The 18,152-nt window shown below is 36.8% G+C and carries 17 protein-coding genes; 9 read left to right on the top strand and 8 right to left on the bottom strand.

All coding sequences use genetic code 11. The annotated features are described in order from the left end of the window. Window positions 1-199 precede the first annotated feature (199 nt). The 4 genes from DET49_RS00400 (at window position 200) to DET49_RS00415 (ending at window position 2,848) form a co-directional block, all read left to right on the top strand. On the top strand, window positions 200-1,180 hold the full coding sequence (locus DET49_RS00400; RefSeq protein ID WP_133546170.1) for a 2-hydroxyacid dehydrogenase: 981 nt from the start codon (window positions 200-202) through the stop codon (window positions 1,178-1,180). Between the two features lie 186 nt (window positions 1,181-1,366). After that, window positions 1,367-1,753, top strand: a complete 387-nt coding sequence (locus tag DET49_RS00405; RefSeq protein ID WP_133546171.1) for a VOC family protein — start codon at window positions 1,367-1,369, stop codon at window positions 1,751-1,753. A gap of 97 nt (window positions 1,754-1,850) precedes the next feature. After that, complete coding sequence (locus DET49_RS00410; protein WP_133546172.1) at window positions 1,851-2,336, top strand: DUF6428 family protein; 486 nt, start codon at window positions 1,851-1,853, stop codon at window positions 2,334-2,336. A gap of 95 nt (window positions 2,337-2,431) precedes the next feature. After that, entirely contained in the window at window positions 2,432-2,848 is a 417-nt protein-coding gene (locus DET49_RS00415; protein ID WP_208109601.1) for an arsenate reductase ArsC, read from the top strand. Between the two features lie 107 nt (window positions 2,849-2,955). Here DET49_RS00415 and DET49_RS00420 read toward each other — a convergent pair whose 3' ends face one another. From DET49_RS00420 to DET49_RS00440, 5 genes are all read right to left on the bottom strand, one after another. Then, on the bottom strand, window positions 2,956-3,606 hold the full coding sequence (locus DET49_RS00420) for an SDR family oxidoreductase (RefSeq protein WP_133546173.1): 651 nt from the start codon (window positions 3,604-3,606) through the stop codon (window positions 2,956-2,958). 90 nt (window positions 3,607-3,696) lie between these two features. Beyond that, on the bottom strand, window positions 3,697-5,499 hold the full coding sequence (locus tag DET49_RS00425) for a GNAT family N-acyltransferase (protein ID WP_133546174.1): 1,803 nt from the start codon (window positions 5,497-5,499) through the stop codon (window positions 3,697-3,699). A gap of 40 nt (window positions 5,500-5,539) precedes the next feature. Further along, window positions 5,540-6,790, bottom strand: coding sequence for an aspartate kinase (locus DET49_RS00430; RefSeq protein ID WP_133546175.1), 1,251 nt, complete (start codon window positions 6,788-6,790; stop codon window positions 5,540-5,542). Window positions 6,791-6,795: 5 nt separating this feature from the next. After that, a complete protein-coding gene (locus tag DET49_RS00435) occupies window positions 6,796-7,266 on the bottom strand; it encodes a GNAT family N-acetyltransferase (protein ID WP_133546176.1) in 471 nt (156 codons plus the stop codon). A 72-nt stretch (window positions 7,267-7,338) separates the two neighbouring features. Next, window positions 7,339-7,821 carry a GNAT family N-acetyltransferase gene (locus DET49_RS00440; RefSeq protein WP_133546177.1) on the bottom strand — a complete coding sequence of 161 codons (483 nt, stop codon included), beginning with the start codon at window positions 7,819-7,821 and terminating at the stop codon, window positions 7,339-7,341. 192 nt (window positions 7,822-8,013) lie between these two features. On the opposite strand from DET49_RS00440, the gene fbp reads away from it, so the two are divergent. After that, on the top strand, window positions 8,014-9,021 hold the full coding sequence (gene fbp, locus DET49_RS00445; protein ID WP_133546178.1) for a class 1 fructose-bisphosphatase: 1,008 nt from the start codon (window positions 8,014-8,016) through the stop codon (window positions 9,019-9,021). Between the two features lie 109 nt (window positions 9,022-9,130). Here fbp and DET49_RS00450 read toward each other — a convergent pair whose 3' ends face one another. Then, window positions 9,131-9,553, bottom strand: coding sequence for a TerB family tellurite resistance protein (locus DET49_RS00450; RefSeq protein WP_133546179.1), 423 nt, complete (start codon window positions 9,551-9,553; stop codon window positions 9,131-9,133). Between the two features lie 155 nt (window positions 9,554-9,708). On the opposite strand from DET49_RS00450, the gene DET49_RS00455 reads away from it, so the two are divergent. The 3 genes from DET49_RS00455 (at window position 9,709) to DET49_RS00465 (ending at window position 14,947) form a co-directional block, all read left to right on the top strand. Continuing rightward, on the top strand, window positions 9,709-10,734 hold the full coding sequence (locus DET49_RS00455; RefSeq protein ID WP_133546180.1) for a ligase-associated DNA damage response exonuclease: 1,026 nt from the start codon (window positions 9,709-9,711) through the stop codon (window positions 10,732-10,734). Window positions 10,735-10,826: 92 nt separating this feature from the next. Then, window positions 10,827-12,419, top strand: coding sequence for an ATP-dependent DNA ligase (locus DET49_RS00460; RefSeq protein WP_133546363.1), 1,593 nt, complete (start codon window positions 10,827-10,829; stop codon window positions 12,417-12,419). A 53-nt stretch (window positions 12,420-12,472) separates the two neighbouring features. Next, window positions 12,473-14,947, top strand: a complete 2,475-nt coding sequence (locus tag DET49_RS00465; RefSeq protein ID WP_133546181.1) for a ligase-associated DNA damage response DEXH box helicase — start codon at window positions 12,473-12,475, stop codon at window positions 14,945-14,947. Here the strand turns inward: DET49_RS00465 and DET49_RS00470 are convergent. After that, window positions 14,944-15,453 carry a DUF1440 domain-containing protein gene (locus DET49_RS00470; RefSeq protein WP_133546182.1) on the bottom strand — a complete coding sequence of 170 codons (510 nt, stop codon included), beginning with the start codon at window positions 15,451-15,453 and terminating at the stop codon, window positions 14,944-14,946. The genes DET49_RS00465 and DET49_RS00470 overlap by 4 nt on opposite strands. Window positions 15,454-15,552: 99 nt before the next feature. Between DET49_RS00470 and DET49_RS00475 the strand changes: the two genes are divergently transcribed. Continuing rightward, window positions 15,553-16,332, top strand: coding sequence for an amidohydrolase (locus DET49_RS00475; protein ID WP_133546183.1), 780 nt, complete (start codon window positions 15,553-15,555; stop codon window positions 16,330-16,332). On the opposite strand, the gene DET49_RS00480 is transcribed toward DET49_RS00475, so the two are convergent. Continuing rightward, complete coding sequence (locus DET49_RS00480) at window positions 16,319-17,932, bottom strand: Ig-like domain-containing protein (protein ID WP_133546184.1); 1,614 nt, start codon at window positions 17,930-17,932, stop codon at window positions 16,319-16,321. The two genes, DET49_RS00475 and DET49_RS00480, sit on opposite strands and share 14 nt — an antisense overlap. Window positions 17,933-18,152 lie beyond the last annotated feature (220 nt).

Consider the following 18,152-nt stretch of genomic DNA (forward strand, 5'->3'; position numbering starts at 1 on the left):
ATGTTCAGCTTGGTGAAGAAAGGCCATTTTATAAAACCTTGGATAAATTTTTTCTAGTGGAAAAAATATGAAACCGTCTTCAATTCAGCAAAAATATTCTATTTATCAGACCTAGTTTTCTTGTAATGAGGAAAAGTCACTAACAAAGCTTTTCCTGACGGACGTTTATTTTAAAAATTAAAAACTCAAAATTAGTGCAATGATTATTTTACATTCAGATACCAATCACCCAACTTTAATCAAGCAACTGGATAAGGCAGGTCATCATAATATTGAAGGTTTTACCCAATCCCGGGAGGAAACACTGGAAAATCAACATTTATATGATGGGATCGTCATTAGAAGCCGCTATACCATAGATCGTGAATTTATTGATGCCGCTCCGAATTTAAAATTTATAGCCAGGGTAGGAGCAGGCCTTGAAAACATTGATGTAGATTATGCCAGAGAACACGGAATCACCTTATTTTCCGCTCCTGAAGGAAACCGAAATGCTGTTGGTGAACACACCCTAGCTATGTTGCTCTCCCTTTTTAACAGATTGAATAAAGCCGATAGGGAAGTACGTGAGGGCCTTTGGCACCGAGAAGAGAATCGTGGTTTGGAATTAGACGGGAAAACCGTTGGAATTGTAGGTTATGGTAATATGGGAAAAGCTTTTGCTAAAAAGCTACGCGGTTTTGATGTCGAGGTGATCTGTTATGACATTAAAGACGGTTTAGGCGATGAAAATGTACGTCAGGTCTCATTGAAGGAATTTCGAGAAAAAAGTGATGTCGTTAGCTTGCATACTCCTTGGACGCCTGAAACTGATCAAATGGTCAACAGGGAATTTATAGATGCCTATAGAAAACCTTTCTGGTTTATAAATACCGCCCGAGGAAAGAACGTGGTTACTGCAGATCTTGTAGATGCTTTAAAAGACGGTCGAGTTCTTGGTGCGGGTCTTGATGTTTTGGAATATGAAAAGGCTTCCTTCGAGAGTCTTTTTTCCAATAAAAAGAATGTTTCTTTAAGTATAGAAAACCAGATTCCTGATGCTATGCGGGAACTAATGTTTTTAAATAACGTGATTTTAAGTCCTCATGTTGCAGGTTGGACCAAAGAATCCCACGAGCGTCTGGCCAGTGTTATCGCTGGTAAGATCATAAATAAATTTGGAAAAGGGGAAGAGAAGTAAGCAGTTCTTTTGCATAGATAATTTAAACCTCACAAATTCGACTTGTGAGGTTTTTTCGTGACAGAAAGTATAAAAAACACGCTATCTTTCTCAATATATAATCCTAAGTTTAGATCTTGATCGAAAAAGAATATTTAAAAACTTTTTCCTAAATATCCTAATTTCAGGAAAAGTAATTCAGATATTATGAAAAAAAGAGTCACGGGTATTGGTGGTGTTTTCTTTAAAGCCAAAGACCCGAAAGCAATAAAAAAATGGTATAATCAACATTTGGGTTTAAATACCGACAGGTGGGGATGCACTTTTTGGTGGATAGATGAAAACGGGAATAAATGCTCCACCCAATGGAGCCCTTTTAAAGAAAATACTGAACACTTTCAGCCTTCTGAAAAAGATTTTATGATGAATTACCGGGTGGAGAACCTGGAGGAATTGCTGGAAACTTTAAAGGCAGAAGGTGTCAAAGTTATTGATGAAATTCAGAAAGTGGAAGAAGGAAAATTCGGGTGGATAATAGACCTGGAAGGAAATAAAATTGAACTCTGGGAACCTAACGACAAAGCGTTTCTTTAAATAATTTTTTTTTGGATCGCAACTTAAAAAACAACTACATCTTCTTTTTTTTAATTGTTAAATATCGTAATATTGCGATATAGTAATATAATGGGTTATGAAAACACTAGAATTATTTGATTTACTGAATCAACATACGGATAAACCTTTGTTGTTTGAGTATACTTCTAACCTGCTGGTTGGTGCAAATTATCATATTACCGAAGTAAAGCATTTAAAAATAGACTCGGTAGATTGTGGTGGGGGAGTCGATACTTGGAATGAAACTATTATTCAGCTTTGGGAAAGCCCGGAAGAAAATGGCAAAACCGAGTTTATGATGGTATCTAAAGCTTTATCGATTTTAGATAAAGTAGGACAAATGAAAGCTTACGATTTAGAGTCCGAGGTAAAGTTCGAGTATGGTAATCCAAATTTCCATACTGCTCAATTGCTAGTATCCGGTTTTATTATTAAAAACGGAAGTTTATTGATCAAGTTAGACATACACCCAACTGATTGTAAGGCGAAAGAAACCTGTGGGGTAAGTCAACCGGATCAGGTGAGTGTAGCCCAATGTTTACCCGAGAATGGCTGTTGTTAGCTTCTTATTAAAGGGTCAAACCTAGCAACCTTAATTTTAGTTCAGTTGGAACCTTGTGTGCCTTTTGGTTCCGAGGTTCATTAAATATCATTTTTATGAAAAACGTACTTGTACTTTGTACCGGAAATTCCTGTAGAAGCCAAATGGCTCATGGATATTTAGAGCATTTTGGCAGAGATAAGGCTCAGATTTATAGCGCGGGTATTGAGATCCATGGTTTAAATGAAAGAGCTGTGGCGATAATGGACAAGGATGGGTTAGATATTTCGAATCACACCAGTAACCACGTAGACGAGTATATAAAAGTAAATTTCGACTTTATTATCACGGTCTGCGACCATGCAAACGAGAACTGCCCTTATATACCTTCCAAAAAAGCAATAAGAGTACATCAGAATTTTAAAGATCCTTCTAAAGTAGATGGGTCTGAAGAAGAAATTCAGCAAGCATTTAAAACTATCAGGAATGAAATTAAAACCTGGTGTAAAAAATTTGTCAATGATAATTTATAAAACAAAAAAACTGTTTGATAATTTCCAGATGTATATCTCTGAAACAAGTTCAGAATAATGCGGGAATTATCAAACAGTACTTATTAAAAAGTTATTTCGGAACTTTTTTAATTATTTTGGCTCAATTCTATAAGCGCGGATTTTATGGACTCTTCTCCTTCTAGCGCCTGAAATGCCATATTTTTTCCTAGGGGATCAGCAAGGCACATAACTAATAGAAAAGCCACATCATCACGTGAAATTTCTCCATTTTCTTCTAGCTTAGGGGCAAGTTTTACTTTAGCAAGTCCCATATCATCAGTAAGTCGGCCGGGCTGAACAATGGTATAAACAATTCCGCTATCTACTAGGTAGTCATCGGCTTCTTTTTTAGCCCTAAGGTAATGTTCCAGATCCCCTCCTTCTTCAGGTTTATCAGTTCCCATAGCGCTGAGCATAATGAATTTTTTTACATTAAATTTCTTAGCGGCATCTACCATTTTTTTAGCGCCTTCTTGGTCAACAGCGGTAGTTTTGTCGGGGCCTGTGCTACCCCCAGAACCAGCGGCAAAAATTACGCGGTCTACTCCTTTAAATGCATGTTCTACATCTCCTTCAAGATCTGCCATCACACTCTCAACCTCCATATCGTCAAAGATTTGCTTTTGTTCCTCTTTAAGAATCATGGCAATAGGTTTAAAGTTTTCCGTATTATTTAAAATTTCAATGACCCTTTTTCCTGTTTGTCCGGTTGAACCGGCTATCAATATCTTTTCCATTTTTCCTAAATTTTTTAATCAGTTTTGAAGATAAGGATGAATTTAAAAACCTTCATAATGAATACTTCAGAATAACATGAAATTAACAGCTCAATGCTCTAAATTGAACTTGGCTTCCAGTTCCTTCTGGAAATCTTCCATAACCGGTTTTACTGTACTTTCGGGCAAATCCGCGATTCTTATGTACATTAATCCGTCTATCGCGTTATTGAAAAGAGGGTCCACATTAAATGCCACCACTTTTGCATTCTGCTTGATGTACTTTTTAATCAAAACCGGCAGACGTATATTTTCAGGCTCAATTTCATCAATAATTTTATCGAATTTATTGAGGTCGGCTTCACTAGCATCAAATACAAAATCTTTATCAGCGTCTTTTAATTTTATTTTAAATTCTTTTTTCGGTTTAATATATTGTGCGATATAGGGATCATAATAATGGGATTTCATAAATTCGATCATCAGCGATTTCGAGAAATTTGAAAATTTATTGCTGATACTCACTCCACCAATTAGATATTTATGTTGGGGAAAACGGAGGGTACAGTGCACAATTCCTTTCCAGAGTAGAAAAAGTGGCATTGGTTTTTGCTGATATTCTTTAATGATAAAAGCTCTGCCCATTTCTATTGACTGGCTCATCATTTTGTGTAATTCTGGCTCAAACCTAAATAGTTCTTGAAGATAAAACCCATCAATTCCATACTTGACATAAATTTCATTTCCCATTCCCATGCGATAGGCTCCTGCTACTTTTTTTGCTTCATTATCCCATAAAAATAGATGATGGTAATACTCGTCAAATTTATCAAGATCTGTGGCGTTATTAGTGCCTTCGCCAACGGCTCTAAAGGTGATTTCACGCAGTCTTCCGAGTTCGGTCATAATATTTGGAATCACCTCTTTTTTAGCTAAAAAAACTTCGTAGTTTTTGCTGGACAAGAGACGCTTGTCCATTTTTCTGCAATTTTCAACTTCAATTTCCATTAAAGCTTCAGCCATTTCGACCGCGATCTTTTTTGGTGTTTTAGGAAGTTTTAAGTTTCTCGGAATTTTTTCAAAAAGATTTTTTCTTTCAAATACATTAGCGAGCATATAGGTTTTTTGACGCAGAAAAGCTGTGAAAGCTTCCAGATTAGTTTGTTCTAACTGGTCTTGTACAGAAATTGGATTTCCGATCCTAACTTTAATCTTTCGTCTTTTCTGCGAGAGCATTTCGCTAGGTAATTTCGCTGTACGCAATATATCGCTCATAGAAGCTAAGCGATAGAAAAATAAGGAATTTTTGGCGTGAAAATAAATTGGCAACACTGGAACTTTTGCCTTTTGAATAAGTTTCATCGCCGCTGGGTCCCAGGGTTTGTCTACGATGACTTTTTCATCTTTATACGTAGAAACTTCCCCAGAGGGGAACATACCTAAAGCCTTGCCATTTTTCAAATGGGAAATAGCTTGTTTAATTCCCCCTAAACTGGATTTCGCCTCCTTATGGTCTTCAAAGGGATTCACCGGCATAATATAGGGTTTCAACGGATCTAGACGATGGAGTAAAAAATTCGCAATAACTTTATAATCAGGGCGCTGATGCAACAATAATTTCATCAAAATCATTCCGTCTATTCCCCCTAAAGGATGATTAGAAATCGTGATAAATGCACCAGATTTCGGGATTCGTTTTAAGTCTTTTTCTGGAATCTCAAAATCAATCTCAAAACCTTCTAAAATTGAATCTATAAAATCAATTCCGTTTAAACTTTTCCGTTTTTGGTATTCTTTATTAAGTTGCGAAAGTTTGGTAGTTTTTAAAACCAGCCAGCCAATTGTGGTCCCTAAAGGCCCTAGCTTTTCGAGCTTCATCACTTTAGCCACCTCTCTGGCGCTCACAATTCCCATTGAAAATTAAATTAGTAATTAAGGATAAAGATAGAGTATTTTAGATACGGGTAACAATTTGCAGTGTGTTATGGGTGAGTTGTTTTAACAGAATTTCCTTATCTCTTTCCAGGCTTTTAATTGCTTCATCGTTAAAATGTCGAATGGTGTAAAGGGAAACACCGGGAACAAAATTTACCTTGAAACGAGCTTTTAAATGTTGTAGAAGTTTCTCTAATTGATTGAATTTATTATCCACACAAACTGAAAAACTAATGGCAGAATTCTGAATTAAATCGACTTTCATTTGATATTGATGAAAAAGACGAAACACCTCACTGATATTTTCTTCTACCATAAAAGAAAAATCTAGGGTAGAAAGGGAAATTAAAACTAGATCTTTTTTAACGATAAAACATGGGATTTTCGGAAAAATAAGCTGGCCTTTACCAACTTTAGTACCTTCACTTTCAGGTTTTAAAAATGGTTTTACAAATAAAGGAATTTCTTTTTGCTGAAGTGGTTGTAATGTTTTAGGATGAATAACAGAAGCACCATAAAAAGCCAATTCAATGGCCTCTTCATAGGAAATATGTTGAAGCAATTTCGGGTTTTTAAATTCTCGTGGATCGGAATTTAATACACCGGGGACATCCTTCCAGATGGTGACATTTTCTGCGTTTAAGCAATATGCAAAAATCGCAGCCGTATAATCACTTCCTTCCCTTCCAAGGCTTGTGGTAAAATTATTAGGATCTGATCCGATAAACCCCTGGGTAATATTTATTTCTGTTGTATTAATATTCTGTAATATAGCTTCCTGAGTTTCTTCCCAGTTTACACCAGCATCCCGGTATACGCTATCGGTTTTTACAAATTCTCGTGCATCAATCCAGTTGTTTTTAATGTCTTGGGAATTGAGATATTCGCTGACAATAGTAGTTGAAGCTAATTCGCCATAGCAAATAACCTGGTCGTAAACAAAATCGTATTGGTCAGATTTATTATGTTGAAGGAAGTTTCTAAGTTCGGTAAAAAGAGAATTTACCTTTTTTAGAATTGGGGCGGGGTTATTAGAAAACAATTCCTTGATGATTTCAAAATGATCATCTTCAATTGTCTTAAGGCTTTGAGGAACTCTATTCCCAAAAAGATAATCTTTAATTACGATTTCCAGGGCATTGGTGGTCTTTCCCATTGCCGAAACCACAATTATTTTTGGGCCTTTTCCGGTTTTTTCTAAAACATTTTGAACATTCCTTACCCCTGCAGCATCTTTTACCGATGCGCCTCCAAATTTAAAAACCCTCATAAATTTTAATCGATATTTTTCTGAATTCCGGTTTCATCCATATGCACTGTATACCAGTTTTTCTTAATATCAGCTCCAGTGTTTTCGTAAAATTCCTGGGCGTTTTTATTGCCTTCGGAAACTACCCATTCAACTCTTTTAACGTTATTTTCGTGACCATACTTTACAACTCGTTTATAAAGCGCCCCCCCGAGTCCGGTACCTCGCATACTTTCTCTTACTATGAGATCTTCCAGATGAACAGTACGACCTTTCCAGGTAGAAAACCTAAAATAAACCAGTGCCATTCCTTCAATTTTTTTGTCCACTTCGGCTACAAAGCATTTAAAATTTCCTTCGTCAAAACCTTCATGTTCAAGATCACTTACGCTGATTTCCACTTGATCCGTTGCCTTTTCATAAGCGGCAAGTTCTTTTATAAGCTCCAAAACCGCGGGCATATCCTCCCGCTCAGCTTCCCGTATAACGTATTCCATAAGTTTGGTGTTTCTACAAAAGTAGGAATAGATTTTTATAAAAATTGCAATTTCTGCTGGCTTAGTGTATTATTAACGTGATTTCTGAAGAAATCTATCCATAGCCTTCTCTTCCATTTGAACGGTACACCAATCTGTGAAGACTGTTGCACCGCTGCGATTGTAAAATTCTCGTGCATGAGTATTCCAGTCTAAAACCACCCATTCCGTGCGTTTTACGTCCTTATCTTTCGCAAATTGAATAACGCGTTTATAAAGAGCATTTCCTAGACCTCTGCCACGGCTACTCTCCCTCACGACTAAGTCTTCCAGGTGTACTGTTTTTCCTTTCCAGGTAGAATATCTAAAATAGCATAATGCCATACCTTCAATTTTCCCCTTTTCTTCAGCTACAAAACAGGTGAAAGAGGGATTTTTTCCAAAACCATCTCTTTTTAAATCCTCTGCGGAAATAATTACCGCATCCGGTTCTTTTTCGAATTCGGCCAGTTCCTGTATAAGTTCTAAAACCTCCGGCATGTCTTCGGATTTTGCTTTTCTGATTTTAAATTCCATTATAAATACTTTTTTACAAAAATAAAGAATGGAAATTCAAAAAAGATGGCTTATGTAAAATGCTGTCGAAATTTATCACCAGAGGTATGTAATATTGTTTTAGATAGTAAGATCATTATTTTTATTTACGAAAACGTTTTAGTAAGTCAAAAAAATGAATATTTTTGAGGCAAAGAACGATATTGATATAGAATGGATAAGAAAAATCAAACTTTAGGTGAATTTATAATAGAAAACCAGGAGGCATTTCCATATTCTTCAGGAGAACTTTCTCGTTTAATAAGATCTTTAAGGTTGGCGGCTAAAGTGGTAAATCATGAAGTAAATAAAGCAGGCCTTGTAGATATTCTGGGATTACATGGGAATACCAATATTCAGGGTGAAGATCAGCAAAAATTGGACGTCTACGCTAATGAAACCTTTATTCAAACATTAATTAATCGTGAAATTGTCTGCGGAATAGCTTCAGAGGAAAACGATGATTTTATTACGATTTCAGGAAAAAATAATGACAACCAAAATAAATACGTAGTGCTTATGGATCCGCTTGACGGTAGTTCCAATATTGACGTGAACGTTTCGGTTGGAACTATTTTCTCAATTTATCGCCGTGTCACCCCAATTGGCTCTCCAGTCACCAGTGAAGACTTTTTGCAGTCCGGTGATAAACAGGTTGCGGCAGGTTATATTATTTACGGAACTTCAACGATGCTGGTTTATACTACAGGTTGTGGCGTAAATGGTTTCACTCTAAATCCTGCACTTGGTTCCTGGTATTTGTCACATCCAGATATGAAATTCCCCGAAAACGGAAGTATTTATTCCATTAACGAGGGGAATTATGTACATTTTCCCGAAGGCGTAAAGAAATACATAAAATATTGCCAGGAAGAAAACCAAGACAGGCCTTATACCTCTAGATACATTGGTTCTATGGTTTCAGATATTCATAGAAATATGATTAAAGGTGGAATCTTTATTTACCCTAAAAGTTCTAAAGCGAATAATGGAAAACTTAGGTTGTTATACGAATGCAACCCAATGGCGTTTATAGTTGAACAGGCTGGGGGGAAAGCCACTGATGGATTTACCCGAATAATGGATATTCAGCCTAAAGAACTACATGAGCGCGCACCTTTTTTCTGTGGAAGCAAAAATATGGTAACCAAAGCTGAAGAATTTATGCAGAAATATGGTTAAAAATAAAACCTTTTTTTGCCCTGCTTTATTTCACTTTAAATGGAATCGTAATTCCAATAATTAAATGATGGCAAAAATTCAGAATTAAATATTCCATTAATTTCTACAGCTATTTATCGAGTAGATATTTGTAATCTTCAAAATTTAGTTGTCCACTAAAAATTTGAATAGATCTTTTAATTATTTTTTCAGCTGCTTCGCTTGAGAAACCAAGACCTATTGCGTAGCGCTTAACTAGGATCTCTTCTTCATGATCTATAAGGCTATCGGCAAAAATAATTTTAAACAGGTCGTGAAGACGTTCCAGGCGTTTTTCACTACTATTATATGCACTAATAGGAAATTCCTTAGGGTTTTTAATAACCATAGTATACTCCTGTTCGCTAATATCGAGTTTACGTGCAAAACGTTCTACCAGGTTTCGTTCTTTTTCATTAATCTCTCCATCCACACTTGCTAGGTTAACAATTGAAGCAAAGTGATTAATATTTCGAAGATGCTCTCCCGAACCGAATAAATCTGAAAATGACATTTTAATTTTTTTTATACCACAAAGATACTTAAAGCTTAAAGTATTTTTTATCAAAAAACTTCTAAAATATTGATGTTTTAATCAATCGCTAATCTTTTCTTAATCCTTTTTCAAAGCATTTGATTTTAATTAATTTCATTTCAAGGACCTAACATATGAAACCACCCTTACTTGCATTCAATAAAAAAGGAATTTACTGCCAGGCGGCTAATGTTTATCTAGATCCATGGAAGCCTGTAGATAGAGCCATTATATCCCATGGTCACGCTGATCATTCCCGATGGGGCCATAAGAAATACATAACCCATCATAGCAATATTCCTATAATAAAACATCGCCTTGGGGAAATTAATGTGTCAGGGAAAAAATGGAACGAAACTTTTACGATCAACGGAGTAAAGTTTTCATTACATCCTGCCGGACATATCATTGGTTCCTCTCAAATCCGGGTGGAATACAAGGGTGAAGTCTGGGTCTTCACCGGTGATTATAAAGATGAAGATGATGATGTAGCCGTACCTTTCGTACCGGTAAAGTGCCATACGTTTATTACCGAATGTACTTTTGGCTTACCCGCTTTTAAATGGCAGCCACAAGCAGATGTGTTTACAGAAATCAATAACTGGTGGGAACAAAATAAAGAGGAAGGAAGAACTTCAGTGATATTTGGTTATTCCTTAGGAAAAGCACAGCGTTTATTAAAACACCTGGATACTTCCATCGGGAAAATTTATACCCACGGTGCTATAGAAAATATGACAGAGGTAATTCGCCCTTTATCTGAAATGCCCGAGACCGCCAGGGTTACTCAGGATACGAAAAAAAACCAGTTGAAAGGGAATATTGTTGTAGCGCCACCTAGCGCGCACGGGAGCCCGTGGATTAAGAAATTGGTGCCATATGTAACGGCTTCAGCAAGTGGCTGGATGGCTTTTCGAGGTGCACGCCGAAGAAGAGCCATCGATCGTGGATTTGTACTTTCTGATCATTGCGACTGGCAGGGATTGCTGAATTCAATAAAAGCTACTGGTGCTGAAAAAGTTATTTGCACCCATGGTTACACCGATATTTTTTCCCGCTATTTAAGGGAAATCGGTTATGATGCCAGGACAGAAGAAACTCAATACGAAGGAGAAGTGGGGGAGGAAGAATCTAAGAAAGAAGTAGAGAATCAAAATTAAATGATTTTGTCATTTACAGGCACTTTTTTGGGTAAAAAGCTAAAGGAATTATGAGAAAAAAAAATATAGACAAGGTACTTCCCTTACAGGGAATGCGGAGATTCGCAGAACTCATAAAAACCTTAGACAGTACCAATAGTACCAATTTAAAAGTAGCTGCCTTAACGCATTATTTTAAAAATGCCCAGGACAAAGACAAGGTTTGGACCATTGCAATTTTATCTCATCGACGTCCGCCGCGTCCTGTTAATACCACTTTAATGAGGGAATTTGCTTCAGAACTGGCAAATATTCCTTTGTGGTTGTTTGAAGAATCCTATCATATTGTAGGTGATTTGGCTGAAACTATTGCTTTAGTAATTCCGCCCGCCAAAGAGACCTCGAAAAAAAGCCTGAGCCAGTTTCTTCAGGAAATAATAGAGTTAAAACCTAAAAGCGAAATAGAGAAACGAGAATACCTGCGGCACAACTGGCTTTCTCTAAATTATTATGAACGTTTTGTTTTTACAAAACTTATCACCGGTAGTTTTCGAATAGGGGTAAGTCAAAAACTTATGACCCGTGCCCTTTCTAAGGCTACCGATATCGATGAAGATATTCTTGCCTATAAAATGATGGGAGACTGGGAGCCGGAAAAAATAACCTTTGAAAAATTGATTATAGAGGAAAATGCAGAAGATTATTTATCTAAACCTTATCCGTTCTACCTGGCTTATGCTATAGATAGCGAAGTGGAGGAGTTAGGTAATGTAGCCCAATGGAGCGCAGAGCATAAATGGGACGGTATCCGCGCACAGGTAATTATCAGGAACGATGAGCTTTTTGTGTGGAGTCGAGGTGAAGAATTAGTGACTGATAAATATCCTGAATTTAAATTTTTTTTAGGTACTATTCCTAATGGTACGGTGATAGATGGAGAAATTCTACCTTTTCCCAAGGGAGAAATAGGGACTTTTAAGGACCTTCAAACCCGAATAGGCAGGAAAAACATAAGTAATAAATTATTAACTAAAACACCGGTAATTTTAAAGGCTTACGATGTTTTAGAGTGGAAAGGAGAAGACATACGCCAGCAGTCTTTTAAAGAAAGGAGACAAATTTTGGAAAGGCTATACTCGGAAGTTTCTACAGAAGAAATTCCCTTGCATCTATCAGAACGAATTTCTTTTAAAAGCTGGATGGAAGTTGCTGAGGAACGGGAACGGGCACGCGAAAAAAAGTCAGAGGGATTAATGTTGAAAAAACTAGATTCAGCTTATTTAGTTGGTAGAAAAAAAGGCGACTGGTGGAAGTGGAAGTTAGATCCCTTTACGATAGATGCAGTGTTAACTTATGCGATGCGGGGTCATGGCAGACGCACTAATTTATTCACAGATTATACCTTTGGCCTTTGGGATGATGAAAAAAAAGAACTCGTAACTTTCGCTAAGGCCTATTCCGGACTTACCGATGCAGAATTTAAAAAATTGGACGCCTGGATTAAAAAAAATACACTTGAACGTTTTGGCCCCGTAAGAAGTGTAGTGCCGTACCACGTTTTTGAAATTGCCTTTGAGGGCATTGCAGAATCCAAAAGGCACAAAAGCGGTGTTGCCACAAGATTTCCCAGAATGGTGCGCTGGAGAACTGATAAGAATATTCTTGAGGCCAATACATTAACTGAATTGCGGGAACTGATCCCCTAATATTTAGAAATAGAGCTCTTAGGTTGTTAAAACTGGTGAACTCTCTTTGAAACATGAATAAAAAACAACTTACTCAAATCCCGGAGAACTGGTTTTTAAAACAAAATTGGAAGTCTTTCGCTTTTCAAAGACAAACCTGGACAGCTTTTTTACAAGGAAAGAGCGGTCTTCTCAACGCGCCAACTGGAAGCGGAAAAACCTATGCTCTTTGGGTTCCAATTGTTTTGAATTATATAAAGAAAAATCCCAGTTATAAAACTACCCACAAAGCAGGCTTAAAAGCTATTTGGATTACGCCTCTACGGGCACTTTCAGTTGAAATTCAACAGGCGACAGAACGTTTTTCCAATGAAATTGAAAGCGGTTTAACAGTAGGGATCCGAACCGGCGATACGCCGCAGAAAATCCGTGCTACACAGAAAAAGTCCATGCCCGATTTGCTGATTACCACACCTGAAAGTTTGCAATTATTGCTTTCATCTAAAGATTATCCAAAAACCTTTGAGCATCTAGATGCTGTAGTGGTTGATGAATGGCACGAACTTTTGGGAACAAAGCGTGGCGTTCAAATGGAATTGGCGCTATCCCGCTTAAAATCGGTTTCGGAAGATTTAAGAATTTGGGGAATTTCTGCAACAATAGGGAATTTAGAACAGGCACGGGAAGTTTTATTAGGTCCTGATTCGGAAGCTTTTCGAAACTCGATTTTGATTAAGGCTAATTTGAAAAAAAAAATTAGCGTGAAATCCATTATTCCCCAGAAAATGGATAAGTTTCCATGGCGCGGACATTTGGGTTTGCATTTGATAGATGAGGTTGTGCCAATTATTAAAAGCTCGAAAACCACTTTATTATTTACCAATACCCGTTCTCAGTGCGAAATGTGGTTTCAAAAACTTATGATAAAGTACCCTGAGTTGGCAGGAGAAGTAGCAATGCACCACGGGAGTATCAACAAAGAAACTCGGTTATGGGTGGAACAGGCCATTAGAAATGAAACTTTAAAAGCTGTTGTATGTACGTCTAGCCTTGATCTGGGTGTAGATTTTGCCCCTGTGGAAACTATTATACAGATTGGGGGACCAAAAGGTGTGGCACGTTTTTTACAAAGGGCTGGGAGAAGTGGACACCGACCCGGAAAAGAAAGTGTTATTCATTTTCTGCCGACCCACGCTATAGAACTTATTGAAGCTTCTGCTTTAAAAAAAGCGGTTAAAAAAACAGCAGTTGAAGACCGTATTCCATATTTGTTGAGTTTCGACGTTCTGGTACAATACCTTACCACCCTTGCTGTTGGTAATGGATTTTTCCCGAAGAAAATCTGGCCTGAAATTAAATCTACTTTTTGCTTTAATGCAATGACGGCAGACCAGTGGTTGTGGATTTTGAATTTTATTACTAAAGGCAGCCAAAGTTTGCAGGCTTATGATGAATATAAGAAAATTGAAATTGAAGAGGATGGGCGGTTCAAAGTGAATAGCCGTGGAATTGCAATGCGTCACAGACTACAAATTGGTACGATTGTGAGCGATGCCGTTCTAAGTGTAAAATATCTGAAAGGCGGATATATCGGTACTATTGAAGAATGGTTTATCTCCAAACTGACCATAGGCGATGTGTTTACTTTTGCTGGGAGAAATCTAGAATTGGTTAGGATCCAGAGTATGCAAGTTCTAGTACGAAAATCTAAGAGAAAAACTTCCAAAATACCCAGTTGGATGGGAGGTAGAATGTCTTTTTCAGCGCAAATGAGCAAACTGCTTCGAGAAGAAATGTATACAGCTGCTAATTCTATTGCTTCCACTAAAACCGTAAATTCATTAGAATTAAAAGCTTTGCGTCCCATTCTGGAAAGGCAAAAAAAAGAATCTATTATTCCGAATCAGGATGAGTTCTTAATTGAAACTTTTAAAACCCGTGATGGACATCATGCTATTTTTTATCCTTTTGAAGGTCGTTTTGTACACGAGGCTTTGGGAAGTTTACTGGCTTACCGCATTAGCCTACTCTCACCAATATCTTTCAGCATTGCTTTTAACGATTATGGTTTTGAATTACTCTCTGATCAGAAGATGGATCTACAGCAAGTGTTGGATAATAATTTGTTTTCTACAACATATTTAATGGACGATCTATACAAAAGTTTAAACGCTACTGAGATGGCCCGGCGTAAATTTAGAGATATTGCTGTAATTGCCGGGATGGTTTTTACCGGTTATCCAACTCAACAAATTAAAAGTAAACACCTGCAAAGTAGTTCGCAGTTACTGTTCAGCGTTTTTAAAGATTATGAAGAAGACAATTTATTGTACTTACAAGCTTTTAGGGAAACCTTTGAGCATCAATTAGAAGAAGGTCGACTTCGACAGGCTTTAGAGCGCATACAGAGTCAAAAAATAGTTTGGAAAAATTGTGAAAATCCTACGCCTTTTTCATTTCCTATTATTACTGATAGGCTTCGGGAAAAACTGTCTTCAGAAAAATTGGAAGATAGGATTAGAAAAATGTTGAAGAAGTTGGAAAATTAATTTCTTTCGTTTAATCTTTTAAGAATGGTGCTACGAACCACTTCGGTGGTAATTCCAAAAAGAACATGAGCTAAAAGCTCATTCATTTGCATCCTAATAGGGATTTCAGTAGGTTTAGGTTCCAGTCCCATAAGTGGAAAGGAGGTTTCGTGGGTAGTGATCCAGGTAGAACTTCCAAGAATAATTCCGTCTTTCAATTTCAATAGGTCATCATCTCTTTTTCCATACCCGTATGCAGCACCAACACTAGCTCCTATTGGGAAATTCACTAATTGCTCAGCTAATTCTTCATTTTGAATGCTAATAGGAGAACCTATAATTTTGGTAGAAAGATCGTCTACGATTTTAATTTGGGCTGAGCGTTGTTCAATTTGCCGAACTGGTAAAAAGTGTTCTACTAGACTTTTTACGGCGGTACCGGCAAGTCCACCAATTATTCCGGCAACAAGTCCACGACCGGCTGCTGAGGAAAATGAATCTTTTTTAAGCAAAGTTTGTACCTTCATAAAACAATTTTACAGTTTAAAGCTATCCATTATAAGATTTATCCACAATTGTTTAACAAGGATTTAGCAGCATAAAATTAAAATTTGCTAATTTTGGGTATGGCACAAAAATTAAATACTGTCCTGATCCAGCCAAATTTGAAATGGGAGGATCCCCAGGCAAATCGAAGTTTGTTTTCAAAAGAAATTAAGGCACTATCGGAAGATACAGATCTCATTATTCTTCCGGAAATGTTTACCACTGGTTTTAGTATGAATGCGAGAAAATTGGCTGAAAAAACCGATGGTTTGACCTTGCAGTGGATGCGTGAAATGGCGAAATTAAAAGAATCCGCGGTGACCGGAAGTGTCATTATTACTGATGATGGGAATTTTTATAACCGGCTTTTTTTTGTTTTCCCTGATGGAAGTTATGATATTTATGATAAACGTCACACTTTTACTTTAGCCAAAGAAGATCAAACTTACACGGCTGGAAAAGAACGTCTTATAGTGCATTATAAAGGATGGAAAATTTGTCCTCTGGTTTGTTATGATTTACGTTTCCCGGTATTTTCCAGGAATGATAAAGATTATGATCTATTAATTTATGTTGCCAACTGGCCAAGCAAAAGAGTTTTTGCGTGGGATACCCTTTTAAAGGCTCGGGCAATTGAGAATATGAGTTATTGTATTGGTGTAAATCGTACCGGAAATGACGGCGATGGTTATCAATACAACGGACATACCGCAGCTTACGATTGTTTGGGTCAGAATATAAGTGACCTTGATATCGAAGAACCTTTTGTCAAGGAAGTTAAATTAGACAAAACGCATTTAGAAGAAACTCGCAGTCATTTAAAATTTCTTCAAGATCGGGATGAGTTTATTCTAAAATAAAGGTTTCAGGCATATCCCAGTTAGACCTTACATTTATTGTATCTTGATAATATTGTATTTCCTCCGGCTGAATTCTTTTTAAATAATCCCCGGTATCCCATTTCTGATTTTCATTTTCATCAAAAATCACTCTAATAAGATATTCTGCAGGGTTAAGAAACCTGAAATGAAAATTGCTGTCTCCGTTAGAATATTTTTCGGCCATTACCTCTCCTTTTTCATTTGTGAGTTGCACAAGTATGGGATACCGATCAACATTTTGAAGGTTTAAAATTATACTTCCATAATCTGCATAAGATTTGGTATTTAAACTTTGTTGAATAGTATCATTGGTTGTTTTAAAAAGATCGGTAATTGCTCCGGGCAATGCAGTAACCAAATAATCAGTGCTTTCCGATTTTTCAAAAGAAATAATAATTTCATTTTCCAGGGGTCGCATTTCAGCATTAAAAGGAATTAAAACAGAATCTTTATCGCGAATACTTATTAATTCGGAGTTAATATCCGTGATCGGTGTATTGGCTTTAAATTTAAAATTCTGTTCGAACTCAATTCCTCCGGAAGGTTCTGTGGTTACATTAAGCGAATCACGGGGTTCTTCACCAATCTTCGTAAAAAGCGTGTCTCGCCCTGAAGGACTTAGAACTTCAAAAGAAAGGCTGTCATTTTCGGGTCTAATATTATACCAGTAATACAAGGTGTCAGTTTTGGCGTCCTTTACAATTCTGGACTGGAAACCTTCAGGCTTTGGAGTTAACAGGTTGATTTCTACGCTATCAATTCCTTTGCTACCTTCATATCCAAAAAGAATTTGATTTCCTTTGAGCAATTTAGGCCTTTGTGCTTCAAATGGTAGTTTTTCCTTAAAAATGGTGATTTTATAGGTAGAATCTGTCGGGAGGGTAATGTAATCTTTTATAAAACCTATTTTTTCAGACTTAGGGTCAAAATTGTAATTATCGTTTTTATCTTCAACGGCAAGAATTTGATAAGTACCTTCTTTGAGATTTTCCATTTCAAAATTCACCGTACTATCTAAAGTATATGTTATATAACGCGGAGTTTCTTTAAAAACTAGGGAATCTGAAAAAGTAGAGTCCACTTCGTATAAAAAAATAGAGATAAATTCTGAAGGAGCTTTTAGGTAAGCATCTTTAATAGTTCCGGAAATTTCCAAGGAATCTAAATAATCTCCAGTAGAAAATACATATTTAAAATAAGGTAGTGGATTGCCTTCGTTATTATCTACAATACTTTTTCCAAAATTGATAGTATAGGTGGTATTTTTTTGAAGGGAATCCAAATTTTGAATACGAATATCTTTTCGGGCTGTTCCCATAGGTATTATACTGGGGCGGGGTTCTATGGGCGGTGAAATCACAATTTGCTGTCGAGCGTCCTCTAGTTTAATATACTCGTCAAAGAATATCCTTATTTCCTCTGCAGTGAAATTAGTGTTGTAGTTTTCAGGATTTGCTCTTAAAAATGTTGGTGGCTCTTCGTCTTCAGGACCACCTTCCGGCATACCCTTTTTGGCGCATTGCACGCAAAGCAGGACTAAAACGGCAACAAGTAAAACTCCTGGGATTCTTTTTAGCATATTTTAAAAATGAAATCTTATAACAAAGAAACAATTATTTTAGATTTTATAATACAATCGGCCTGGAAATGAATGTTAGTGATAGTAAATTTGGCATTTTAAAAAGTTGATCATTTATTGCTCGAGGAAAGGGGTCGGACCAAATTTTATTATATAAAACAAGCTTGTGATTCGTAGCGAAGCATGTCTCCATACTTTTCCCCTGGCATTCTCGTTATCA

It is taken from the genome of Salegentibacter sp. 24 (assembly GCF_004362395.1).
In the GTDB taxonomy this organism is placed as follows: Bacteria; Bacteroidota; Bacteroidia; order Flavobacteriales; family Flavobacteriaceae; genus Salegentibacter.

Bases quoted from the DNA above. Each gene is read 5' to 3' on its own strand.
- DET49_RS00455 (WP_133546180.1), top strand. From the start codon at position 9,709: ATGAAACCACCCTTACTTGCATTCAATAAAAAAGGAATTTACTGCCAG.
- DET49_RS00415 (WP_208109601.1), top strand. From the start codon at position 2,432: ATGAAAAACGTACTTGTACTTTGTACCGGAAATTCCTGTAGAAGCCAA.
- DET49_RS00405 (WP_133546171.1), top strand. From the start codon at position 1,367: ATGAAAAAAAGAGTCACGGGTATTGGTGGTGTTTTCTTTAAAGCCAAA.
- DET49_RS00400 (WP_133546170.1), top strand. From the start codon at position 200: ATGATTATTTTACATTCAGATACCAATCACCCAACTTTAATCAAGCAA.
- DET49_RS00425 (WP_133546174.1), bottom strand. From the start codon at position 5,499: ATGGGAATTGTGAGCGCCAGAGAGGTGGCTAAAGTGATGAAGCTCGAA.
- DET49_RS00450 (WP_133546179.1), bottom strand. From the start codon at position 9,553: ATGTCATTTTCAGATTTATTCGGTTCGGGAGAGCATCTTCGAAATATT.
- DET49_RS00470 (WP_133546182.1), bottom strand. From the start codon at position 15,453: ATGAAGGTACAAACTTTGCTTAAAAAAGATTCATTTTCCTCAGCAGCC.
- DET49_RS00420 (WP_133546173.1), bottom strand. From the start codon at position 3,606: ATGGAAAAGATATTGATAGCCGGTTCAACCGGACAAACAGGAAAAAGG.
- DET49_RS00410 (WP_133546172.1), top strand. From the start codon at position 1,851: ATGAAAACACTAGAATTATTTGATTTACTGAATCAACATACGGATAAA.
- DET49_RS00435 (WP_133546176.1), bottom strand. From the start codon at position 7,266: ATGGAATACGTTATACGGGAAGCTGAGCGGGAGGATATGCCCGCGGTT.
- DET49_RS00465 (WP_133546181.1), top strand. From the start codon at position 12,473: ATGAATAAAAAACAACTTACTCAAATCCCGGAGAACTGGTTTTTAAAA.
- fbp (WP_133546178.1), top strand. From the start codon at position 8,014: ATGGATAAGAAAAATCAAACTTTAGGTGAATTTATAATAGAAAACCAG.
- DET49_RS00475 (WP_133546183.1), top strand. From the start codon at position 15,553: ATGGCACAAAAATTAAATACTGTCCTGATCCAGCCAAATTTGAAATGG.
- DET49_RS00480 (WP_133546184.1), bottom strand. From the start codon at position 17,932: ATGCTAAAAAGAATCCCAGGAGTTTTACTTGTTGCCGTTTTAGTCCTG.
- DET49_RS00430 (WP_133546175.1), bottom strand. From the start codon at position 6,790: ATGAGGGTTTTTAAATTTGGAGGCGCATCGGTAAAAGATGCTGCAGGG.
- DET49_RS00460 (WP_133546363.1), top strand. From the start codon at position 10,827: ATGCGGAGATTCGCAGAACTCATAAAAACCTTAGACAGTACCAATAGT.
- DET49_RS00440 (WP_133546177.1), bottom strand. From the start codon at position 7,821: ATGGAATTTAAAATCAGAAAAGCAAAATCCGAAGACATGCCGGAGGTT.